This window comes from Kushneria sp. EE4, from assembly GCF_977968315.1.
The window spans coordinates 1081658-1101929 of sequence record NZ_OZ386212.1 but is presented as its reverse complement, the minus strand read 5'-3'; the positions used below and the strand labels follow the sequence as shown (position 1 = coordinate 1101929).

Here is a 20272-nt window from a genome sequence, read left to right as displayed (position 1 = left end):
ACAATTTTTTCGCTCGATCGAGCGCTTTTGACGACAGCTCCGGCAAGGGAGGCCCATCATGAGCATCACTTTCTCACTTAAAAATCCTCCAGCGCCGTCCCTCGAGCCGACCCATTGCAGCCCTGTCCGTGTCGCCGGCTTATCGTCTCTTCTGGCAAGCAGAATGCTGACATGAAAGCATCCAAAAAGGCCGGGCCCTGGCTGATTCTGGGCGCCCCCTGCGTCGATAGAAGGTTTGATATTCACGACGATAGCGGCCGGATCATGCCATGGGCCGTCAATCGCGAAATTACATGAATTCTTTTTAATAGACCCATTGAGGAAATACGGCCTGTCACGGCAGACGGCTTGCCAGCAGCAAGCCAGACTTCTGCGGACAGTCGCCTGAGGCGATCATTGATGGTCCGTACAGGAAAAGCCAATAACAAAAGAAGCGCCCTTCCGGGCGCCTCATGAATCTGGAGAGTCTGCGAAGACGCAGTGTCGATCTCCCTTCGATACTCGTATCCGGCTGGCTTATACCTGCATGCTCATGATTTCGCGATAGGCGCTGAGAACACGGTTACGAACCTGAACGCCCATTTCCATGGAAACGCTGGCTTTTTGCATATCGACCATGACGTCATTGAGCGCCACATTGCTGTCACCGCGTGAAAACGCCACGGCCTTGGCCTCGGAAGCCTGCTTCAGGCCATCGATTCGATCGATGGCGCCCTTGAGTTCTCCGGCAAAACTGACCCCCCCTGCCTGCTGGGCAGCATTGTGCTGACCGCCAGCCTGCTGCGCCACGCCCTGCATCTGCTGAACCAGGGCCTGAAGGCCCGCTGCTGCCACTGACATGTTGGTAACTCCGAGAGAGTAAAAGTAACTAAAAGTAAATTTTGTCACCGAATGCAGCGCAGCTTAAAGTCAAAGTGCTCCTGTCGATTGTTCTAAATAGTGAAAAAAACAACGGCTATTCGATCCTTCAATCTGGTTACTTCCCGTAATAATGACGCCACTCCCGGTATAGGGCGCCACCGTTTCCGGTGCCCAGCGCATAAAGAGTCTGCCGATGCCCATCGAGCTGAACCCGCGTAACCCCAATAACACTGAGGCGATGTGATGAGTGCTCAAGCAACACAAGGCACCGATCAGAAGCTGTCCGGACTGATGGATCGCCTCAAGGCCAATCCGCGTCTGCCCCTTATTGTGGCCGGCGCTGCCGCCATCGCGATTCTGGTCGTGCTCTTTTTATGGGCACGTGCGCCCGACTATCGCGTGCTGTTTTCCAATCTGAGCGACAGCGATGGTGGCGTCATCATCGCCCGGCTGGATCAGATGCAGGTGCCCTACCGCTTCTCGGAAGGCGGTCAGGCCATTCTCATTCCGGCCGAGCGAGTCGAACAGACGCGCATGGCGCTGGCCAGTGAAGGCCTGCCCAAGGGCGGCGGTGTCGGCTTTGAGTTGATGGATGGCCAGTCGTTTGGCATCAGTCAGTTTGCCGAGCACGTGAACTATCAGCGCGCACTGGAAGGTGAGCTGGCACGCTCGATCGAATCCATTGAAGCGGTTCAGTTGGCCCGCGTACATCTGGCCATGCCGCAGGAGTCCGTTTTTGTCAGGGATCGCCGCCAGCCTTCGGCATCGGTCATTTTGACGCTTTACCGCAATCGGGCCGTCAGTGAGGGCCAGGTCAGCGCCATTACGCATCTGGTCTCCGCCAGCGTGTCCAACCTGCCGGTTAATCAGGTCACCGTGGTGGATCAAAGCGGCAATCTGCTGTCGCAGTCCGGTAGTGAGGGCAGCCGCAACCTCAATGATTCACAGCTCAAATACACCGGGCAGATCGAGGAAAGCTATAAAAAGCGTATCGAAACGCTGCTGTCGACCATTGTGGGTCACAACAATGTGCGCGCTCAGGTCACCGCCAATATCGATTTTTCGGTCGGTGAACATACGCAGGAAACCTATGACCCCAACCAGAATCCCGAGCAGGCCAGCGTTCGCAGCATTCAGTCCAGCGAAAGCGAACAAAGTGGCAGCGGTGGTGCCGGTGGCGTTCCCGGGGCGCTGAGCAATCAGCCGGCTCCTACGGTGCCCTCGCCGGTCGAAAACGCCGCACAAAATCAGAACAACGCGCAGCAAAACAACGATCAGAATGCTGATGAGGAAGAGACCACCACGACGCAGGCCCCGGCCGCGCCGCGCTCTTCCACGCGCAGCAGCACGACCAACTATGAGATCAACCGGCTCATTCGCCACGTACAGGAAGACACCGGCCGGGTACAGCGTCTATCGGTAGCCGTCGTTGTGAACTACCGCGAACGCACGGGTGAAGACGGACAGACCGAGATGGTTGCCCTGTCCGAGGAAGAAATGAACCGGATCCAGCGTCTGGTGCGTGAAGGGATGGGCTTTTCCGAGGCGCGCGGCGATTCGCTGGAAGTGGTCAACGCCGCCTTTAGCCAGCAGGCAACGCCTGAGTCACCGGAACTGGCCTGGTATGAAAACCCCGAGATCATTTCTCTGGCCAAAACGCTGGGACGCTACCTGCTGATTGCCATTGTCGCCTTCATTCTCTGGCGCAAGCTGCTCAAGCCGCTGGTAGAACGTCAAAAGACCGTACTGACCACGACGGGCGCTACCGCCGAAGGCAGCAACGGTACGGGAACGCTGCTGGCAACCGCCGGAGATGACGACGAGGAAGAGGCGCCCGAGGCCGACATTGCCGAACAGATCGCCAAAAAGCAGAAGCGCCGTCAGCGCATCGAACATGAAACCCTGTTGAGCACGGTCCGCGACCAGGCTCAGAAAGACCCCAGAATGGTCGCAATGATTATCAGAGGCTGGATCAATGGCAAAGACTGAGGGCAACGAAGAAGGCATCGAGCGCAGCGCCATTCTCATGATGGCACTGGATGACGATACGGCCGCCGAAGTCTTCAAGCATCTGTCACAGCGGGAAGTGCAAAAGGTGGGTCTGGCCATGGCCGGGCTCACCCAGCTGACCAACGAGCGTCTGATGGAAGTGCTGCGACAGTTTGATACTGAAATCGAAGAGCTTGGCGGTTTGAACCTGCAATCCAGCGACCATATCCGGTCGGTGCTGGTCAAGGCGCTGGGCGAGGAGCGCGCCTCGAGCCTGCTGGAAGACATCTTCGAATCCGGCAACGATTCAGGCATCGATGCACTGAACCTGATGGAACCCAGCGTGGTGTCTGAAATGATCCGCGATGAGCACCCGCAGATCATTGCCACCATCATGGTGCACCTGGAGCGTCATCAGGCCTCTGAAGTGCTGGCGCGCTTTGATGAATCGCTGCGTAACGATGTGGTACTGCGTATTGCCACCTTCAGCGGCGTCCAGCCGGCCGCCCTTCAGGAACTCACCGAAGTGCTCAGCGGGTTGCTGGATGGTCAGAACCTCAAGCGCAGCAAGATGGGTGGCGTGAGAACCGCCGCCGAAATCCTCAACCTGATGAACAGCACTCAGGAAGAAAGCGTTATCGACAGCGTGCGCCATCATGACGATTCGCTCGCCCAGCAGATCCTTGACGAGATGTTCGTTTTCGACAACCTGGCCGATATCGACGATCGCAGCATCAAGCGCATTCTGCAGGACGTCGACAGCAACTCGCTGGTCATTGCGCTGAAGGGCGCGCCGGAAGAGATTCGCGACCGCTTCCTTGCCAATATGTCCTCGCGCGCCGCAGAGCTTTTGCGCGAAGACATGCAGATGCGCGGCCCGATTCGCCTGTCGCAGGTCGAAGCCGAACAGAAAAACATCCTGCAGCTGGTACGCCGTCTGGCCGATGCCGGCGAAGTGACCCTGGGAGGTGGCGACGACGCCTATGTCTAGGTCAAACGATCAAGGCGCATGGCAGCGCTGGGAGATGGGTCGTCTGGAACGACGTGAAGCGCGACAGCCCTCCCCCGAGGTGCTGGAGCAGCACAACATCCCTCAGCGTCGTGAAGAAGACGATATCCGTCGCGAGGCCTTTGAAAAGGCACGTCAGGAAGGCTTTGAACAGGGCCGACGCGAAGGTCATGACGCCGGCTATGCCGCAGGGCTTGAAGCCGGTCGCGAGCAGGCGCATCAGGAGTACCAGCTCGAGCTTGAGTCGCGCCTGCACGAGGCGCTCGCGCCGGTGGCCGACGTGGTCAACGCCTTCGATACGGCCGCTGGAAAGCTCAAGGACGATATCGCCTACGCGCTGGTCGAGCTGGCGCTGGAAACCGGCCGGCAGCTGGCCGGACGGTCGCTGGAGCTGGCGCCCGAACACATTCTCGATGATATCGAGAAGCTGATGATGGAACACCCGACCCTGGGCGGCACGCCGCGCATCTGCGTGCATCCCGATGATCTGGTCATGGTCCAGAAGCAGTTGAGCACCCTGCTGGGTGATGCCGGCTGGCAGCTCAAAAGCGATTCATCGCTGTCACGCGGTGACTGCCGACTGGAAACCGATCAAATTGAAATCGATGCCACTCGCGATGATCGATGGGAACGGCTGCGTCACGCCGTCGGCCATGGCAAGCACTGATGACACCCGGGACAGGAGACAGCGACCATGTCAGTAAACAGTGATGCCATGCTCAATCAGTGGAAACGCACGCTGGAAACGGCCACTCGCCGCGTACAGAAGCTGCCGGCCAATCGTGAGCGTGGCCGGCTGACGCGCGCCACGGGGCTGGTACTGGAAGCGGTTGGCCTGCGTCTGCCGCTGGGCTGTAGCTGCATGGTCGAGCTGGCCGACGGTCAGGGAGAAGCCGAGGCCGAAGTGGTCGGCTTCAACGGCGACCGACTCTTTTTGATGCCGCTGGTTGAAACCAGCGGTCTGGTGCCCGGCGCGCTCGTCTGGCCCGCCAACCCGCGACCGGGCGCCAGTCAGTCCCAGAGCAAGCAGCTGCCGGTGGGCGATGCTCTGCTCGGGCGCGTGGTGGATGCCCGCGGCCGGGTACTGGATGGCCGTGGCCCGCTGGTCGAGCCGGACAACGTCTCGCTCAATGCGCCCATGCTCAATCCGCTGCAGCGTGCTCCCATTGAGGAAGTGCTCGATGTGGGGGTGCGCGCCATCAACGCCCTGCTCACGGTGGGTCGTGGCCAGCGCCTCGGCCTTTTTGCCGGCTCCGGCGTGGGCAAAAGCGTTTTGCTGGGCATGATGGCTCGCTACACCCAGGCCGATGTCATCGTGGTGGGGTTGATCGGGGAGCGTGGTCGTGAGGTCAAGGACTTCATCGAAAACATTCTGGGTGCCGAAGGACAGCGTCGCGCCGTGGTGGTCGCCGCGCCGGCCGACATGTCACCGCTTTTGCGCCTGCAGGGCGCAGCCTACGCCACCCGCCTGGCCGAGGAGTTTCGTGATCGTGGCAAGAACGTGCTTCTGATCATGGACTCTCTGACGCGCTACGCCATGGCCCAGCGTGAAATTGCCCTTGCCATCGGCGAACCGCCGGCCACCAAGGGCTATCCGCCCTCGGTCTTTGCCAAGCTGCCTGCGCTGGTCGAACGTGCCGGTAACGATGCACCGGGCAAGGGCTCGATCACCGGATTTTATACCGTACTGACCGAAGGCGATGACCAGCAGGATCCGATCGCCGATGCGGCGCGCGCCATTCTCGATGGCCATATCGTTTTGTCCCGAAAGCTTGCCGAAGCCGGCCACTATCCGGCCATCGATATCGAAGCATCGATAAGCCGTGCAATGACAGCGCTTATCGACGAACCACATTTCGAGTGCATCAAATACTTTAAGCAGATGTTGTCACGCTATCAGCGCAACCGCGATCTGATCAGCGTGGGGGCCTACGCCGCAGGCAGCGATCGACTGCTGGATGAAGCCATCAGACTCTATCCGGCACTGGAAGCCTTCCTGCAGCAGCGCATGAGTGAACGCGCCGATGTCGAGCATTCAGTAGAAGGGCTCAAATCGCTTTTGACTTCATAGCGCTCAGGACACCGACCAACAGACGGCCATTTGGCTGACTGCCACCGATACCGAGGGGACCATGTCCAATCATTCATCACTTGAAATGTTGATCGAGCTGGCTGAAGGCGATCGAGACGCCGCGGCCAAACTGTTGGGCCAGCTGCGCTCGGCGCATCAGCAAAGCCACACGCAGCTCGAGATGTTGAGTGATTATCGCAATGACTACCTGCGCCGCTTCGAACAGGCGATGCAGCGTGGCCTGACCATGGCCTCCATTCAGAACTATCAGCGCTTTTTGTCATCGCTCGATCGCGCCATCGAGCACCAGCGCCAGCAGGTCGATCAGCATCAGGGGCGCATTACCCGCGGCATGACGAACTGGCAGCAGCAGCAAAAGCGTGTGAACTCCTATGACGTTTTGATCAGCCGACGCCAGCAGGAAGCGCAGCACCGCATGAACAAGCTCGAACAGCGCCAGAGTGATGAGTATGCCAGTCGGGCAACCTCTGCGCTGGGTGGGTTCTAACCACGTTTTTTCTGTCAGGAAACATGACGCATGCTGACGCCAATCAACGCTCAGATCACCTCTCAGGGTTCTACCAGCGCCAACACCAAAGGCAGTGAGGGTGACAACGGCTTCGGCGCGCTTTTAAACGATACAAAAGCGCGCCACAACGATAACGCAGATTCAACAGCCACCGCTGATGCACGCACGCAGCCGCCCTCTCGGCAACAGGCTCGTGCTGATCACACAGGCTCTGATGAGAAAGGCCGTCCTCTGAAAGGAGATGGCCGTGAAAGCGTTGCTGAGGGTCGTCGTCCCGCACAGATGCAGGTCGGCAACACTCGTCAGACACTGTCCAGCACGCTGGAACAGCTTCAGGGAAACCGGCTGGAAAACCGTGACCGGCGTGACGAAGCGACGTCACAGCGAATCAGCGATCGCACACTGACGGATCAGACATCGGGTGACGCACGCCAGGCCAGCATTGCCGCACTGGCGGATGGCCGCCAGATGCTTGAACCACTGGGCACTGAACGTGTCGGCAGCAGGCTGGCCGGTGCGGAAAAACAGGCGGCCAGCCGTGTCGATGCCAGAGCCGAGGCGCCCGGTGACAAGAGCAGGCGTCTGACCGACAGCGAGCAGACAGACGACAAGAGCCCTTTGTACGCCCTGATGGACACCGGCTTTTTGATGCAGCCAGCAACGACACAAAAGGCGCCTGCCGGACGTGAAGGCGCCCTGCCTGCTCGAAGTGCCATGCTGGAGCAGGGGCTGCGCGGTCGTGATGCCGCAGCCTCGGATGATGCAGCAGGGGTATTGAAGGCGCATGACAAGGATGGCGGCAAAAATGATCGTCTTTTTGGCGAGCTTCTACAGCCGACACGAAATGAGCGTCTTTCCGGCGAAGCCCTTCAGTCCAGGCCGGGCGAACGCTTCTCCGGCGATGCCCTTCAATCCAGAACGGGCGAGCGCTTCTCCGGTGAAGGACTTCAGCCGCGCGACAGCAGCCGTCTTTTCGGCGAGATCCTTCAGCAGCGTGAAGGCCCGCTTTTCCGAACGGGTGGTGACACGCTGCCGGGCGCTCATACAGCGGCTTCCGCTCCCAGCGACAGCCCGATGAATACGCTGTCTGCCCTGACGGGTCAGACCGGCACCGGCTCGATGGCACCCAGCGCCGCCCAGGCGGTGACAACAGCCACGCTGCCCGCCATGGACAGCGACCAGTGGAGTACGGCGCTCGAACGCCAGACCATCAATCTCAGCATGCGCGGTGGCGGTGAAGCACGTCTGAACATGAACCCGCTCGAGCTGGGCCCGCTGTCCATTTCGTTGAAAATGGGTGAGCAGAGCGCGCAGCTGCATATTGCGTCACATCACGCCCAGGTACGTGCGGCGGTCGAAGCTGCCCTGCCGCAGCTTCGTGAGGCCTTCAGTGCCAATGGCATTGAACTGGGGCAGGCCTCGGTCAGTGATCAGGGCAGCTTTCAGCAGGGCGGCTTCCAGCAGCAGCAGGAACGAACGCCCGGCGCGCTCGCCGGCCGTAATGGCCCGGGTAGTGTTGCCGGCCTCGACGCTGATGCCGACAACGATGTGATTTCGATCAGCGCCCTGCCGGGACGCTCGCTCAACGGCGGCATCGATCTTTTTGCCTGATTACCCCTGCACCACCAAAACGTAACGCTCTTCAGGGCCGCTCTGGACGCTACCAGCGCGGCCCTGCTGTTTTGATCAGAGGCCCATCGAATGTCAAAACGTTGAGATAACCGTATGAGAGCGCGCTATTTGATCCATCGTTTGTCGCGCCAATCCGTACCATGGCATCAACCCGAACACGCCATGACACATGATGTTACGGATTAACGAACAAGTGTTCTCAACCCGGATGGATTGATCTGACGCCATGACTACTTCTACCGCAACGCCTCCGGCCAAGGCCGGCAGTAAAAAACTTCTCTGGGTCATCGTCGCGCTGCTGGTCATTCTGGTAGGCATGGCGTGTGCCGCCGGTGCCTGGTTTTTCCTCAAGGGAGACACCCCGGCCGAAACAACACACGAGAGCGTACAAAGTGCGCCGGCACCCGTGCCGGTCTTTGTCGAGCTCAAGCCGTTTACCGTGAACCTCAACGATGGCAGTGGCCGCATTCTCTACATCGGCATCACCCTCAAGGCAGACGGTGAAGCCGCGGCCAGCACGCTCAGAGAGCAGATGCCCGAGGTGCGCAACCGCATCCTGATGGTATTGACCGGCCAGCAGGGCGATCAACTGACCACGCCGGCCGGCAAACAGGCTCTGGCACAAGCATTGATTGGCGCCTTTGAGCAGCCCTTCAATGGCGATACAAGCAGCGTCGCGGTAAGCGATGCCCTCTTCACCGATTTCATCGTTCAGTAGGCCCCCATGGCAGATGACATGCTGTCCCAGGAAGAGATCGACGCGCTACTCAAAGGGGTGAGTGGCGAGGAAGAAGAGACGCGTTCCGGGGACGTTGGCACCAAGCGTATTCGCCCTTTCGATCCAGCCAACCAGCAGCGTGTGGTACGCGGCCGGCTGCAGTCGCTCGATATCATTCACGAGCGCTTTGGCCGTCGCTTTCGCATGGCGCTGTTCAACCTGATCCGACGCACGGCAGACATTACGGTCGGCCCGGTCAAGATTCAGAAATACAGCGACTTCACGCGCAATCTGCCGGTACCGGCCAATATCAACATGATTGCCATCAAGCCGCTCAAGGGCAACGCGCTGATCGTGTTTCCACCCAACCTGGTCTTTCTGGTGGTGGACAGCCTTTTTGGCGGTGATGGTCGATTCCTGACCAAGTCGGAAGGTCGGGAGTTTACGCATACAGAGCAGCGGATCATCCAGCGTCTTTTGAACCTGACGCTGGACAGCTACGCCGAGGGCTGGCAGTCCATCTATCCGGTAGAGCTTGAGTACCAGCGCTCTGAGATGCAGGTGAAATTCACCAACATCACCAACAGCGCCAATGAACTGGTGGTCAATACCACCTTTCACGTCGAGGTAGGCGCCTTTGGCAGTGATTTTCACATCTGCATGCCCTACTCGATGATTGAACCCATTCGCGAAACGCTTTCCGGACCGCTGCAGCGCAACGACCCGGAAGAAGATCGCGAAAGGATGCAGCGTCTTGCCGGTGAGGTGAAATCCTCGAGCGTGGATCTGGTCGCGGACTTTACAACGATCGAAACCACCCTGAGCAAGATCTCGAAGCTGTCGGTGGGTGATGTGCTGCCCATCGATCTGCCTCAGGACATCAACGTGCGCGTCGACGGTGTACCGGTCATGGCCTGCGATTACGGCAGTCTCAATGGCCAGAAGGGTCTGCGCGTCAAAAGATTGATCGACCATCGTCCCATCGATGCCCACAGGAATACGCATCATGACTGATCCCAAAAATCCGGATTCACCCAACGACAAGATCGACGAGATGCCCGATGACTGGGCCAGTGCCATGCAGGAGCAGGGAGCTGGCACCGACGAGGACGACATCGACTGGGGCGCGGCCTTCGCCGAAACCGGTGAAACACCGGAACACGAACTCGAAGTGCCGGCCCCCGCGGCTGCAGCTGCCACGACAGAATCCGCCAGCGACCGGATCTTTCGGCCATTGTCGGGCACCGACGCTCACGGTCAGTCCCGCGAGCTTGATGTCATCATGGAGATTCCGGTCACGCTGTCGGTTGAACTTGGCCGGACCCGCATGACCATTCGTGAGCTGCTGGATCTGGCCAAGGGATCGGTCGTGGAGCTTGACGGTCTGGCCGGTGAGCCCATGAACATCCTGATCAATGGCTACCTGATTGCTCAGGGTGAGGTCGTGGTTGTGGAGGACAAATACGGTATCCGTATTACCGATATTATTACGCCCTCTGAACGCATTCATAAGCTTAATCGTTGAATGCATGCCTCGCTCGTGCTAAGTCGTGTCCACTGAATGAAACGATATGAGTCATCCCATGACCGACAGCAACACGCGCGAGGCAACGGCCTCCGCCCCCTTGAAACACGCACGGCCTTTCGCCGATGGCTCGCTTGATGCCGAAGCGCTGGACAGCGCCCACCATGTCGGCAGTACCCATGTCGGCGTGACGCCAGCGACCTCCTCGCCCGCCTCCCTGGCCCAGGACAGCGGCCTGGGTGTGGCGAGTCTGGGCAAGACGGCGCTGGGTCTGGCGCTGGTACTGCTGTTGATCTGGGGACTGGGAGCGCTCATGAAACGCCTGGGGCCGGGGCGACGCCTACAGGGTCAGTCGCTTCGCATTGTGGCCAGCCAAAGCGTTGGCGCCCGCGAGCGCGTGGTGGTCGTTGAGGTAGAAGAGACCTGGCTGGTTCTGGGCGTCACACCCAATAGCATTAATCGACTTCACGAGATGCCGGCAAAATCCCGGGACCCGCTCAACACTACCGGGTCACCCGTCGATCAAACGGCCTCTTCTCGCCCTTCCTTTTCCGAAAGCTTCAAGCGTGCGCTGTCACAGCGCTTTGATAGGCGCCCATGACCCATTGTGCCCTGCTCCGTCTGCCTCACCGGACCCGACACTGCCTGCCGATGTTTTTGCTGTTGCTGGCATGTCTTGTGTCACTGCCGGTCCACGCTTCGGCCGAATTCCCGGCCATGACCAGCCAGCCCATGGACGGCGGCGGTCAGTCCTGGAGTCTTTCCGTCGAGACGCTGGTGCTCTTGAGCTCGATGGCCTTTTTGCCGGCCGCGCTTTTGATGATGACCGGCTTTACGCGCATCATCATTGTGCTGGGGCTTTTGCGCAGCGCGCTGGGCACTCAGTCTTCGCCGCCCAATCAGGTGCTGGTCGGTCTGGCGCTGTTTTTGACCTTTTTTGTCATGTCACCGGTGTTTGAGCAGATTTATGAAACGGCATGGCAGCCGCTGTCAGAGGGCAATATCGGGATGCCGCAAGCCATCGAAATCGGCAGTCAGCCGCTAAGAGAGTTCATGCTGCATCAAACGCGTGAAAGCGACATTGCCATGTTTGCCGGCATTGCCAACATGCCCGCCATGGACGGCCCGGAAGATGTCCCCATGCGTTTGCTGCTGCCATCCTTTGTGACCAGTGAATTAAAAACCGCCTTTCAGATCGGGTTCACGATTTTCATTCCGTTTTTGATCGTCGATCTGGTCGTGGCAAGCGTTTTGATGGCACTGGGTATGATGATGGTGCCGCCGGCCATCGTTTCGCTGCCCTTCAAGCTGATGCTGTTTGTACTGGTCGATGGCTGGGGGCTTTTGATGGGGTCTCTGGCGCAGAGTTTCTATATGTAGCCATGCCGGCGGCGGCTGGATATTCCCGGGGTACCAACCCCGCATTGTCTCGACTTCAAGGAGTGGCTTCATGACACCGGAAATGGTAATGAGTCTGGCCTATCGCGGCATGATGCTGACACTGTTGATTGCCGCCCCGCTGCTGCTGGTGGCGCTGACGGTCGGTCTGCTGGTCAGCCTTTTTCAGGCAGCCACCCAGATCAATGAAATGACGCTTTCCTTCATCCCGAAGATTCTGGCGGTTTTTACGACGCTGATCATCGGCGGGTCCTGGATGCTGGGCACGCTGTCCGACTTTACCCGGGAGCTTTTCAATAACATTCCCGGCATGATCGGTTAGAGGGCCCTCCCTTGCTGGAGATTACTTCCGCCCAGCTGGACGGCTGGCTGACGGCCTTTCTCTGGCCCTTTGTCAGAATTCTGGCCTTCATTGGTGTCGCCCCCATCTTTGGCGAAACCTCGATTCCCCGAACCGCCAAGGTCGGGCTTGCCTTCGCTCTGACCATCATCGTGGCGCCCGTACTGCCCCCCATACCGGCGATCCCCCCGGCCTCCTGGGCGGGCATCATGGTCATCATCCAGCAGTTCATCATCGGCGCGGCGCTTGGACTGGTCATGCGGCTGGTATTTGCCGCCATTCAGGCGGCCGGTGACTACATCGCTTTGCAGATGGGCCTCTCCTTTGCCTCGTTCTATTCTCCCGAAGCTCAGGGAACCACCACGGTACTGGCGCGCTTTCTCAACATGATTGCCATTTTAATGTTCATGGCACTCAACGGCCATACCATCATGATTCGACTGCTCATTGAAACCTTTACGCGTCTGCCCATTGGCCGGGAGGGGCTTGAACCGGCCGGTTTCGAGGCCATCGCACGCTGGGGAAGCTTCATCTTTTCGGCAGGCTTTTTGATGGCACTGCCCGTACTGACAGCGCTTTTGATCATCAATATATCGATGGGCATCCTCAACCGGGCCTCACCCCAGTTCTCGGTCTTCTCAGTGGGCTTTCCCATTACCCTGACCACCGGCGTTACGCTCCTCACCTTCATGACCCCCGAGCTGGGTACGGTCTTTCAGCGCATGTTTGAAAGTGCCCTCAATCAGATGGTCAGCGTCACGGAGCTGTTCTCCTGACCAACCGATAGCGAGCCCTCTTCAGGGCGCCGGCAGGCAAGCGTTGATACCGCATGCCAACGCTCGCTCCGGACATGACAGAAAAGCCCCCATGTCGCAATCGACATGGGGGCTTTTGATGAGGCGTTACTTCTATCTTTAGCGGATCAGGCTGAAAAGCGAGGTCTGCTGCGTCTGCATGAACATCTTCTGTGACGCCTCCAGCCCGATCTGCCCCAGCGTGTAGCGGGAGATGGCTTCGGCGTAATCCAGATCCTGCAGATCGGAAAGGGTGTTCGTGTTGCTGATGGTGCGCGTCATGCCGATATCATCCAGCACGTCCAGCTCGTTGAGCTTGCTGCCGATCGATGAGCGCACGCTCAAAACGTTGTCACTGCCCCGGTCGATCTGACGGTTGGCCTGATCCAGCGTGGCCCGCAGCTCGTCCTGATTCTCCGATGTCTGCGGTGTTCTCAGCGCCGCAATGGCACCTTCGAACACCTTGAAGAGATCGCTTTCGGCGTCACCACCTTTAGCAGGCACCTTGAAAACGTCCGACCCTGCCGCGTTGACGTTCATGCTGCGTGAGGCATCCACCTGCAGGTTCAACGGCTGCGTGTCGCCGGCATAGGTCTCGACCATGCCGTTTTCGCCGGTTTCAAAAGGCTTTACGTCTCCTTTCGAGCCCGAAAACATGTACTGACCGCTGCTGTCCCGGGTGTTGGCAAGCCCCAGCATCTGGTTATAGAGCCCTTCAAGTTCGGTTGCCACCGAAGCCCGATCACTGTCGGTATAGGTGCCGTTGCCGCCCTTGATGACCAGCGTCTTCGCCAAGTTTAAAAGATCGCCCATACTATCAAGAGTGTTGTCCTGCAGAGACAGCGTATTGGTCGCCGTGGTTCGGCTATTGCTGTACTGCTCCTGAACGGCCTGATCCTGCTTGACAACCAGCGCCTGTGACGCGGCGCGCGGGTCATCCGAGGGCGACACGACACGCTTGCCGTTGGCCATCTGCTCGCCCACCTTCGACAGGTCGCTCTGGCGACTCTGCATGGCGTTTTGACTACGCTCGAACATCATTGAAGTACTGATACGCATTATTGATACTCCTTAACGCATGATGCCGATCAGCGTGTTGAACATCTCCGAAGAGGCCTTGATCATCTGTGCGCTGGCACTGTAAAGCTGTTGATACTTGAGCATGTTGGCGGCCTCTTCATCGATATTGACCCCCGACACCGACTGCTGCGCGCTCTTGATCTCTTGGGAAATCTGGGTCTGGGCTTCGTTGCTGCTTTTGAGCGTGGCCGTTTTGTTACCCACATCGCTGACCATCGAGGCGTAGGCCGTGTTCAGGCTGGTGCTCCCGTTGATCAGCTTCTCATTTTGAACACCGGCCATGGCCAGCGCATTGCTGTTGCCGCGTACGCCCTCACTCAGACTGCCCCGGGCCGCGATGCCTTCCGGCGTCATGTCGCTGCTGACGCTCAACTGCCCGGCGGCGTTGTTCAGCGGCTTGATGACGAAGCTGTCGCCGTTGGCCAGACCCTGCGGGAGATTGATTTCCAGACCCGCGTCTGCGGCATTGACCGCCTGTCCGCTGCCCAGACGCGTCAGCGAATAGCCGCTGGTCTCATTGCTGTTAACGGTCAGCTTGTAGTTGCCGGCGGCCACTTTTGTCACATCATCACTAAACGACACCGAAGGCACGCCGCCGCCGCTGTTGGCACTGCTGGCCACCACGGTCGGGGTGTTGGCCGTAAAAAGCGCCTTGCCGGCGTCGCCATCGAGATCGAAACCGTTGGTCTGCAGATCGTTGATGCTGGTGGCCAGCGCGTGGGCGATCTGATCCACTCGTTGCTGGGTCGGCTCCAGCGACTGACTGCGAAACTGTACCAGCCCACCCAGGGTGCCGCCGGTCAGTCTGCTTTCATCAAGCTCAAACAGATTGCCATCGCTGGTCTTGAGCGCCACCCCCTGACGGGTCGGGTCGTCCTCGGAGGCCATCATCTGCAAGGACTGTACCTGCTTGCCGGCTACCAGCGGCTGGCCGGTGGGCAGCGACACCATGTATTGACCGTCCTGATCCACCACGGACACACCGGTCAGTTTGCTCATTTTCGATACCAGCAGATCACGCTGGTCCAGCATGTCGTTGGGCGGCGTGCCGGTTTTGGACTGGGTCTGGGTAATCTGGACGTTGAGCGTGGCAATCTGTTTTGAATAGCTGTTGATTTCATCGACGGCACCGCCCATCTGGGCCACGGTGTTGTCCGACATGTTTTTCAGATAGCTGTCGGTGGCGCGAAACTGAGCGGTCATGCTTTCGGCATTGCCGAGCATGGCCTGGCGCGCTGATGTATCTGCCGGACTGTCGGCCATGGTCTGCGCGCCCTTGAAAAAGGACTGCATCTGCTTGTTGAGACCGGCATCGCCGTCGCCCAGCAGATTATCGATCTGTGACATCTGGGCCAGATGCGACTTGCTGGCGCCCAGCTCGCTGTTGGCTTCGTTGAGCTGGGTGCTGAGATATTGTTCATACTGGCGCTGCACGCCGGTCACACTCACGCCACTGCCGGAAAAGAGGCCACCGGCACTGGTGCCTTTTGATTCGGCAAGCCCGGTAATCTGGCGGTTGTAGCCTTCGGTATTAACGTTTGCAATGTTATTGCTTGTGGTATTCAGACCAATCTGGGCTGCTCGCAACCCGCTCAGCGCTGACCCCATCAATGAACCGGACATGGTGTTTCCTCGCACGCGCCCTTAAGGGTGTTATCTGTCATGTACTATCGGCCGATGGCCGGAAACTTTTAGAACATTGTGCCCTGCTGTCATGACACCGATGGATCAAAAGATTCTGCTGGCTTCGTTTTCAACGGCATAGGCCATGGCAGCTCGTCGCTGTGCCACCGCCGAGGTATCGCTTTCCTGACCTGACTGGGTACGTGAGGCATACAACGATCGGGAAACACCGGGCGCATCACCCGGCATCTGCGACATGATGGACACCAGCTTTTCACCGTAGCGCGGGTCGGTCGCATAACCACATTTTTGCAGGGCGTGCGCCGCGGCTTCGGGCGTTCGCGCATCAAGCACCGGCTGATAGCGCGGATTCTCGGTCAAAAGCCGTGCATAGTCAGAAAACGCAGCCTCATAGGAGTCGTAGACGCGAAAGGCAGCGCGCTCCTTTTGCGCCTTGCCCGCCTCAAACTCGGTGGTCATGACGCTTGCCCGATCGCCCTGCCAGCCACCGGTGGCCTTGATGTTGAAAAGGTTGTGACTGGCCTTGCCATCGCTGGTGCGAATTTCCTTGGCGCCCCAGCCGGTTTCAAGGGCGGCCTGCGCCAGAATCAGCTGATGCGGTATGCCGGTGCGCTCGCTGACCGCGCGCGCGGCAGAGCCCATTTTCGTGACAAACGAGGAGACGTGCGGTGCAACGTCGGCCATCATTTTTTGATGATCAACACGCGCCTGGAGCCCGCCATCCAGCGAGGCGTAACCCTCGATCAGCGGCCCGCGCTTTTGTTCAGCCGGCTTGACAACGTTGCTGCTCGCCTCGAGACCTGCATTGCGCCTTGACTGCTCCTCGCTCAGTGGCATGGCCATCGCCGAGGGGATATTGCGCGACTGCGCCCGCAGCGTTTCCAGCGGATCGACACTACCGGCATCATCACCGCCGCTGTCTTTCGACAGCTGCTTGATCATCATGTCGGACAGACCGATCCCCTGCTCGGAGAGATTCTGCGCCCACTGCTGATCCAGCATCTTGGTGTAGGTGTCCATGCTGTCGCTTTTGAGCAGATCGCTTTTGGGCATGGCATCGCGCATGCTTTTCAGCATTTTTTGCAAAAACAGCGCTTCAAACTGCTGCGTGGTTTCCTTGAGACTCTCCTGAGGATTGTCGCGCGCGCTGTACTTGAGCTTCGAAAGCCCCTGTACATCGAGTGCAAAACTTCCCCGACTGTCCATCGCCATTAGATGATCTCCAGATCCGCATTGAGCGCACCGGCCGATTTCAGCGCCTGAAGAATGGCCATCAGGTCGTTGGGTGTTGCCCCCAGACGGTTCAGGGCATCCACAACCTGACTCAGATCCGCTTCGCCGCTGACAATGCTCAGCGCCCCGGACTCTTCCTGCACGTTGATATCGGCATTGGGTACCACCGCAGTTTGCCCGCCCGACAGCGCATTCGGTTGGCTGATAATGGGGTTGGAATCGATCGTAATCGAGAGATTGCCATGGGCGATGGCGGCACGATTGAGCGTGACACGCGTATTCATCGCCACCGACCCTGTGCGCGCGTTCATGATGACCTTCGGCGTGACCACGCCCGGATCGACGTCAATGTTTTGTATGCGCGCCATGAAAGAGACCTGGGAGGCGCTGTCCATCGGTGCTGCCAGCGAAATCACTCGAGAATTCTGGGCAACCGCAACGCCCTGGCCCATGGCATTGTTGATGGCGTTCATGGTGCGAAGGGCCGTGTTGAAATCGGCATCCTTGAGCTCCAGATTGATACGCCCCTGCTCGGCCATCTGGACCGGCACCGTACGCTCGATGGTCGCCCCGCCCGGAATACGCCCGGACGACGTCTGGTTGACCTGAACGCTGCTGCCGGCTGCCTGAGCACTGATGCCCGGAATGACCATATTGCCCTGTCCCAGCGCATAGATCTGGCCGTCGGCGCCCTTGAGCGGGGTCATGAGCAGGGTACCGCCGCGCAGACTGCGGGCGTTACCGACCGAGGAGACGGTGATATCCAGTTTCTGCCCCGGGCTTGAAAACGGCGGCAGCTCGGCGGTGACCATAACGGCGGCAACATTTTTAAGCTGCATGTTGGTACCGGCCGGGACCGTGACCCCGAGCTCGGAGAGCATGTTGGTGACCGACTGTCCGGTAAAGGGGGCCTGCATGGTCTGGTCACCGGTGTTGTCCAGACCCACCACCAGGCCATAGCCGACCAGCGGGTTGGAGCGCACGCCTTCAAAGGTGGCAATGTCGCCCAGCCGGGCAGCCTGAACCTGACAGGTCAGCGCCATCAGCGCACAACCGCTCAACAGCAGCGCCGCACAGCGCAGGGAGACAGATTTCAACATTGCCATCATCGTAAGGCTCCTCGATCAAAACGGTGAAATATTGAGGAAAAAGCGCTGCATCCAGCCCATCGTCTGCGCTTCATTGATATAGCCGTCGCCGTAATACTCAAGACGGGCATCGGCGACCTGAGTCGACGGTACGGTGTTGAGCCCGGTGATCGTGCGCGGGTTGACGGTGCCGGAAAAACGAATGTACTCGGTGCCCTGATTGATACCGATGCGCTTCTCGCCGGCCACCTGCAGGTTCCCGTTGGGCAGCACGTTCATGACCGTCGTCGTGATGGTGCCGGTAAAGGTATTGGAGGCGTTCGCCCCGCCCTGCCCCTGGAAGGTATTGGCGCCGGAAAGACCGGTCGTCTGGCCATCCAGCAATCCGCCGATAACACGAGGCGTCGCGTCGATCCCCAGGGTGGCCGTTCCGGTACGGCTGGCATTGGCCGCCGAGCTTTTGGTGGCGCTGACGTTTTCGTTGAGTACGATGGTCAGAATGTCACCCACACCGCGCGGGCGACGATCCTCGAACAGCGGCCTCGTATAGTTGCTCTGATAGATCGAGCCGTTGGCCACCGGCATCGGCGGGAGCTGAGGCGGTGCCGTCGTCGGCCCTTCCACCACGTTTTGCCGCGGAATCTGGGCGCAGGCCACCATCATCATGGCCATGCAGGCAACCAGAAACAGCTTCCACAAACGCATGTATCGCATCATTGATCCCCGGTTACCCCTGCACGAACGCATCAATATCCCCTGTCAGAGCTGGGTCAGACGACCCAGCATCTGATCGACGGTCGACACGGCCTTGGAGTTGATTTCATAGGCACGCTGCGTCTCGATCATGTTGACCATCTCCTCCACCACGTTGACGTTGGAGGTCTCCACAAAACCCTGGTAGATCGTGCCGGCGCCGTTGTTGCCGGGGATGCTGTCATTACGCGGCCCCGAGGCATCGGTTTCGAGATAGAGGTTATCGCCGATGCTTTCCAGACCGGTCGGGTTGATAAAGGTGGTCAGCTGCAGCTGGCCGACCTGCTGGCTGGCCGCAGCGCCCGGTACAGTGACCGACACCAGACCGTCATTGGAGATTGATACCGACAGGGCGTTGGCCGGAATCACGATGCCCGGATCGACCGGAAAACCGTTGGCCGTGACCAGCTGACCGTCCTGATTGACCTGGAAGGCCCCATCGCGGGTGAACGAATTGGTGCCATCGGGCATCTGCACGGCAAAGAAGCCATCGCCACGAATCGCAACATCCTTGGTATTGCCGGTCTGCTCCAGGTTGCCCTGGGTGTGCAGACGCTCGGTGGCGACAGCACGTACACCGGTACCGATCTGAAGCCCGGAGGGCAGATTGGTCTGTACCGACGACATCGAACCCGGCTGACGCAGGTTTTGATACAGCAGATCCTCGAACACCGCGCGCGAGCGCTTGAAGCCGTTGGTCGAAACGTTGGCCAGGTTGTTGGAAATGACGTCCATGTTGGTCTGCTGAGCATCAAGACCGGTTTTGGCAATCCAGAGCGCGTTAATCATTTTTTTCTCCATTCACCGGACATGATCCAGTGACTTCATGTGCCTGATCAGAGCCTTCGCGGCTCGGAACCATCAATTCATTGAAAGCAGCGAGTTGGCGCGCTGATCGTTTTCATCAGCGGTCGTCAGCACCTTCATGTTCATCTCAAAGCGACGCGCCGTATCGATCATGGCCACCATCGCTTCGGTCGGATTGACGTTGCTGCCTTCGAGCGTACCGCTGATGACCTGAATGTTTTCATCGCGTGGCAGCCCTGCCATGGGGCCACCCTGCGCGTTCCAGGCACCAAACAGACCGTCATCGCGTCGCGCCATGCGGCCATCCGGGTTACTGGCAAGCATCAGCCGACCAACTTCAGCCTGGGCCTGAGTCCCGGCTTCACGGGCGGAAATGGTACCGTCGCCGGCAATCGAAACCTCGGCATTGAGCGGCAGGATGATGGGACCATCCTCCCCCATCACCGGCCGGCCCTGAGACATCAGCATGCCGGTGGCATCGACCTGCAGCTCACCATTGCGGGTGTAGGCCGTTTCACCGTTGTTGGCCTGTACCGCCAGCCAGCCCTCACCATTGATGGCCACATCCAGCGTGCGCCCCGTCGTGGTAAAAGACCCCGGTGTGAAATCGGAACCGGGCGTGGAATCAGCCGTAATGGCGCGCGTGGCATAGCCTGCGCCGTTGACCGGCACCGCACGAGCAGCGCTGAGTTCGGCACGAAAGCCGCTGGTCGAGACGTTGGCCATGTTGTTGGCAACGGCAGACTGCCGCTCCAGACTCTGTTTGGCGCCCGACATGGCGGTATAGATGATTCTGTCCAT

22 protein-coding genes are annotated in these 20272 nt (G+C 59.2%); 14 read left to right on the top strand and 8 right to left on the bottom strand.

Features of this window, described 5'->3' with window-relative positions; translation table 11 throughout:
* Positions 1-171: 171 nt before the first annotated feature.
* Positions 172-297 (top strand): hypothetical protein, encoded by a 126-nt coding sequence (locus ACXMYO_RS05060; RefSeq protein WP_457807997.1) that lies wholly within the window; start codon positions 172-174, stop codon positions 295-297.
* Positions 298-516: 219 nt separating this feature from the next.
* Here the strand turns inward: ACXMYO_RS05060 and fliE are convergent, their stop codons facing one another.
* Positions 517-840: a flagellar hook-basal body complex protein FliE gene (gene fliE / locus ACXMYO_RS05055; RefSeq protein WP_438767253.1), complete on the bottom strand. Its 324-nt coding sequence runs from the start codon at positions 838-840 to the stop codon at positions 517-519.
* Between the two features lie 264 nt (positions 841-1104).
* On the opposite strand from fliE, the gene fliF reads away from it, so the two are divergent.
* The 13 genes from fliF (at position 1105) to fliR (ending at position 12848) form a co-directional block, all read left to right on the top strand.
* Positions 1105-2850 carry a flagellar basal-body MS-ring/collar protein FliF gene (fliF, locus tag ACXMYO_RS05050; RefSeq protein ID WP_438767252.1) on the top strand — a complete coding sequence of 582 codons (1746 nt, stop codon included), beginning with the start codon at positions 1105-1107 and terminating at the stop codon, positions 2848-2850.
* The gene (gene fliG / locus ACXMYO_RS05045; RefSeq protein ID WP_438767251.1) at positions 2837-3841 is read left to right on the top strand and encodes a flagellar motor switch protein FliG; all 1005 of its coding nucleotides are present in this window, start codon (positions 2837-2839) and stop codon (positions 3839-3841) included. Before fliF ends, fliG begins: the two co-directional genes overlap by 14 nt.
* Entirely contained in the window at positions 3834-4526 is a 693-nt protein-coding gene (locus ACXMYO_RS05040) for a FliH/SctL family protein (RefSeq protein WP_438767250.1), read from the top strand. The genes fliG and ACXMYO_RS05040 overlap by 8 nt, the downstream gene beginning before the upstream one ends.
* Before the next feature lie 27 nt (positions 4527-4553).
* Positions 4554-5930, top strand: coding sequence for a flagellar protein export ATPase FliI (fliI, locus tag ACXMYO_RS05035; protein WP_438767249.1), 1377 nt, complete (start codon positions 4554-4556; stop codon positions 5928-5930).
* A 61-nt stretch (positions 5931-5991) separates the two neighbouring features.
* Positions 5992-6438 (top strand): flagellar export protein FliJ, encoded by a 447-nt coding sequence (gene fliJ / locus ACXMYO_RS05030; RefSeq protein ID WP_438767248.1) that lies wholly within the window; start codon positions 5992-5994, stop codon positions 6436-6438.
* Positions 6439-6468: 30 nt separating this feature from the next.
* Positions 6469-8070: a flagellar hook-length control protein FliK gene (locus ACXMYO_RS05025; protein WP_457807996.1), complete on the top strand. Its 1602-nt coding sequence runs from the start codon at positions 6469-6471 to the stop codon at positions 8068-8070.
* A 247-nt stretch (positions 8071-8317) separates the two neighbouring features.
* On the top strand, positions 8318-8809 hold the full coding sequence (gene fliL, locus ACXMYO_RS05020; protein ID WP_438767246.1) for a flagellar basal body-associated protein FliL: 492 nt from the start codon (positions 8318-8320) through the stop codon (positions 8807-8809).
* A 6-nt stretch (positions 8810-8815) separates the two neighbouring features.
* A complete protein-coding gene (gene fliM / locus ACXMYO_RS05015; RefSeq protein ID WP_438767245.1) occupies positions 8816-9823 on the top strand; it encodes a flagellar motor switch protein FliM in 1008 nt (335 codons plus the stop codon).
* Positions 9816-10334: a flagellar motor switch protein FliN gene (gene fliN, locus ACXMYO_RS05010; RefSeq protein WP_457807995.1), complete on the top strand. Its 519-nt coding sequence runs from the start codon at positions 9816-9818 to the stop codon at positions 10332-10334. Before fliM ends, fliN begins: the two co-directional genes overlap by 8 nt.
* Positions 10335-10380: 46 nt before the next feature.
* Positions 10381-10935 (top strand): flagellar biosynthetic protein FliO, encoded by a 555-nt coding sequence (gene fliO, locus ACXMYO_RS05005; protein ID WP_457807994.1) that lies wholly within the window; start codon positions 10381-10383, stop codon positions 10933-10935.
* On the top strand, positions 10932-11714 hold the full coding sequence (gene fliP, locus ACXMYO_RS05000) for a flagellar type III secretion system pore protein FliP (protein WP_438767241.1): 783 nt from the start codon (positions 10932-10934) through the stop codon (positions 11712-11714). The genes fliO and fliP overlap by 4 nt, the downstream gene beginning before the upstream one ends.
* Before the next feature lie 70 nt (positions 11715-11784).
* Positions 11785-12054, top strand: coding sequence for a flagellar biosynthesis protein FliQ (fliQ, locus tag ACXMYO_RS04995; protein WP_115853248.1), 270 nt, complete (start codon positions 11785-11787; stop codon positions 12052-12054).
* An 11-nt stretch (positions 12055-12065) separates the two neighbouring features.
* Positions 12066-12848, top strand: coding sequence for a flagellar biosynthetic protein FliR (gene fliR, locus ACXMYO_RS04990; protein ID WP_457807993.1), 783 nt, complete (start codon positions 12066-12068; stop codon positions 12846-12848).
* A 138-nt stretch (positions 12849-12986) separates the two neighbouring features.
* On the opposite strand, the gene flgL is transcribed toward fliR, so the two are convergent.
* The 7 genes from flgL to flgF all read right to left on the bottom strand — a co-directional run bounded on the left by flgL (position 12987) and on the right by flgF (position 20272).
* Positions 12987-13925, bottom strand: coding sequence for a flagellar hook-associated protein FlgL (gene flgL, locus ACXMYO_RS04985; protein WP_457807992.1), 939 nt, complete (start codon positions 13923-13925; stop codon positions 12987-12989).
* A gap of 12 nt (positions 13926-13937) precedes the next feature.
* The gene (flgK, locus tag ACXMYO_RS04980) at positions 13938-15569 is read right to left on the bottom strand and encodes a flagellar hook-associated protein FlgK (protein ID WP_457807991.1); all 1632 of its coding nucleotides are present in this window, start codon (positions 15567-15569) and stop codon (positions 13938-13940) included.
* A 105-nt stretch (positions 15570-15674) separates the two neighbouring features.
* Positions 15675-16802 (bottom strand): flagellar assembly peptidoglycan hydrolase FlgJ, encoded by a 1128-nt coding sequence (gene flgJ / locus ACXMYO_RS04975; RefSeq protein WP_438767237.1) that lies wholly within the window; start codon positions 16800-16802, stop codon positions 15675-15677.
* A complete protein-coding gene (locus ACXMYO_RS04970; RefSeq protein ID WP_438767236.1) occupies positions 16802-17932 on the bottom strand; it encodes a flagellar basal body P-ring protein FlgI in 1131 nt (376 codons plus the stop codon). The genes flgJ and ACXMYO_RS04970 overlap by 1 nt, the downstream gene beginning before the upstream one ends.
* Before the next feature lie 15 nt (positions 17933-17947).
* Positions 17948-18616, bottom strand: a complete 669-nt coding sequence (locus ACXMYO_RS04965) for a flagellar basal body L-ring protein FlgH (RefSeq protein ID WP_438767235.1) — start codon at positions 18614-18616, stop codon at positions 17948-17950.
* Positions 18617-18670: 54 nt separating this feature from the next.
* Positions 18671-19453 carry a flagellar basal-body rod protein FlgG gene (gene flgG / locus ACXMYO_RS04960; protein WP_457807990.1) on the bottom strand — a complete coding sequence of 261 codons (783 nt, stop codon included), beginning with the start codon at positions 19451-19453 and terminating at the stop codon, positions 18671-18673.
* Between the two features lie 72 nt (positions 19454-19525).
* On the bottom strand, positions 19526-20272 hold the full coding sequence (gene flgF, locus ACXMYO_RS04955; protein WP_438767233.1) for a flagellar basal-body rod protein FlgF: 747 nt from the start codon (positions 20270-20272) through the stop codon (positions 19526-19528).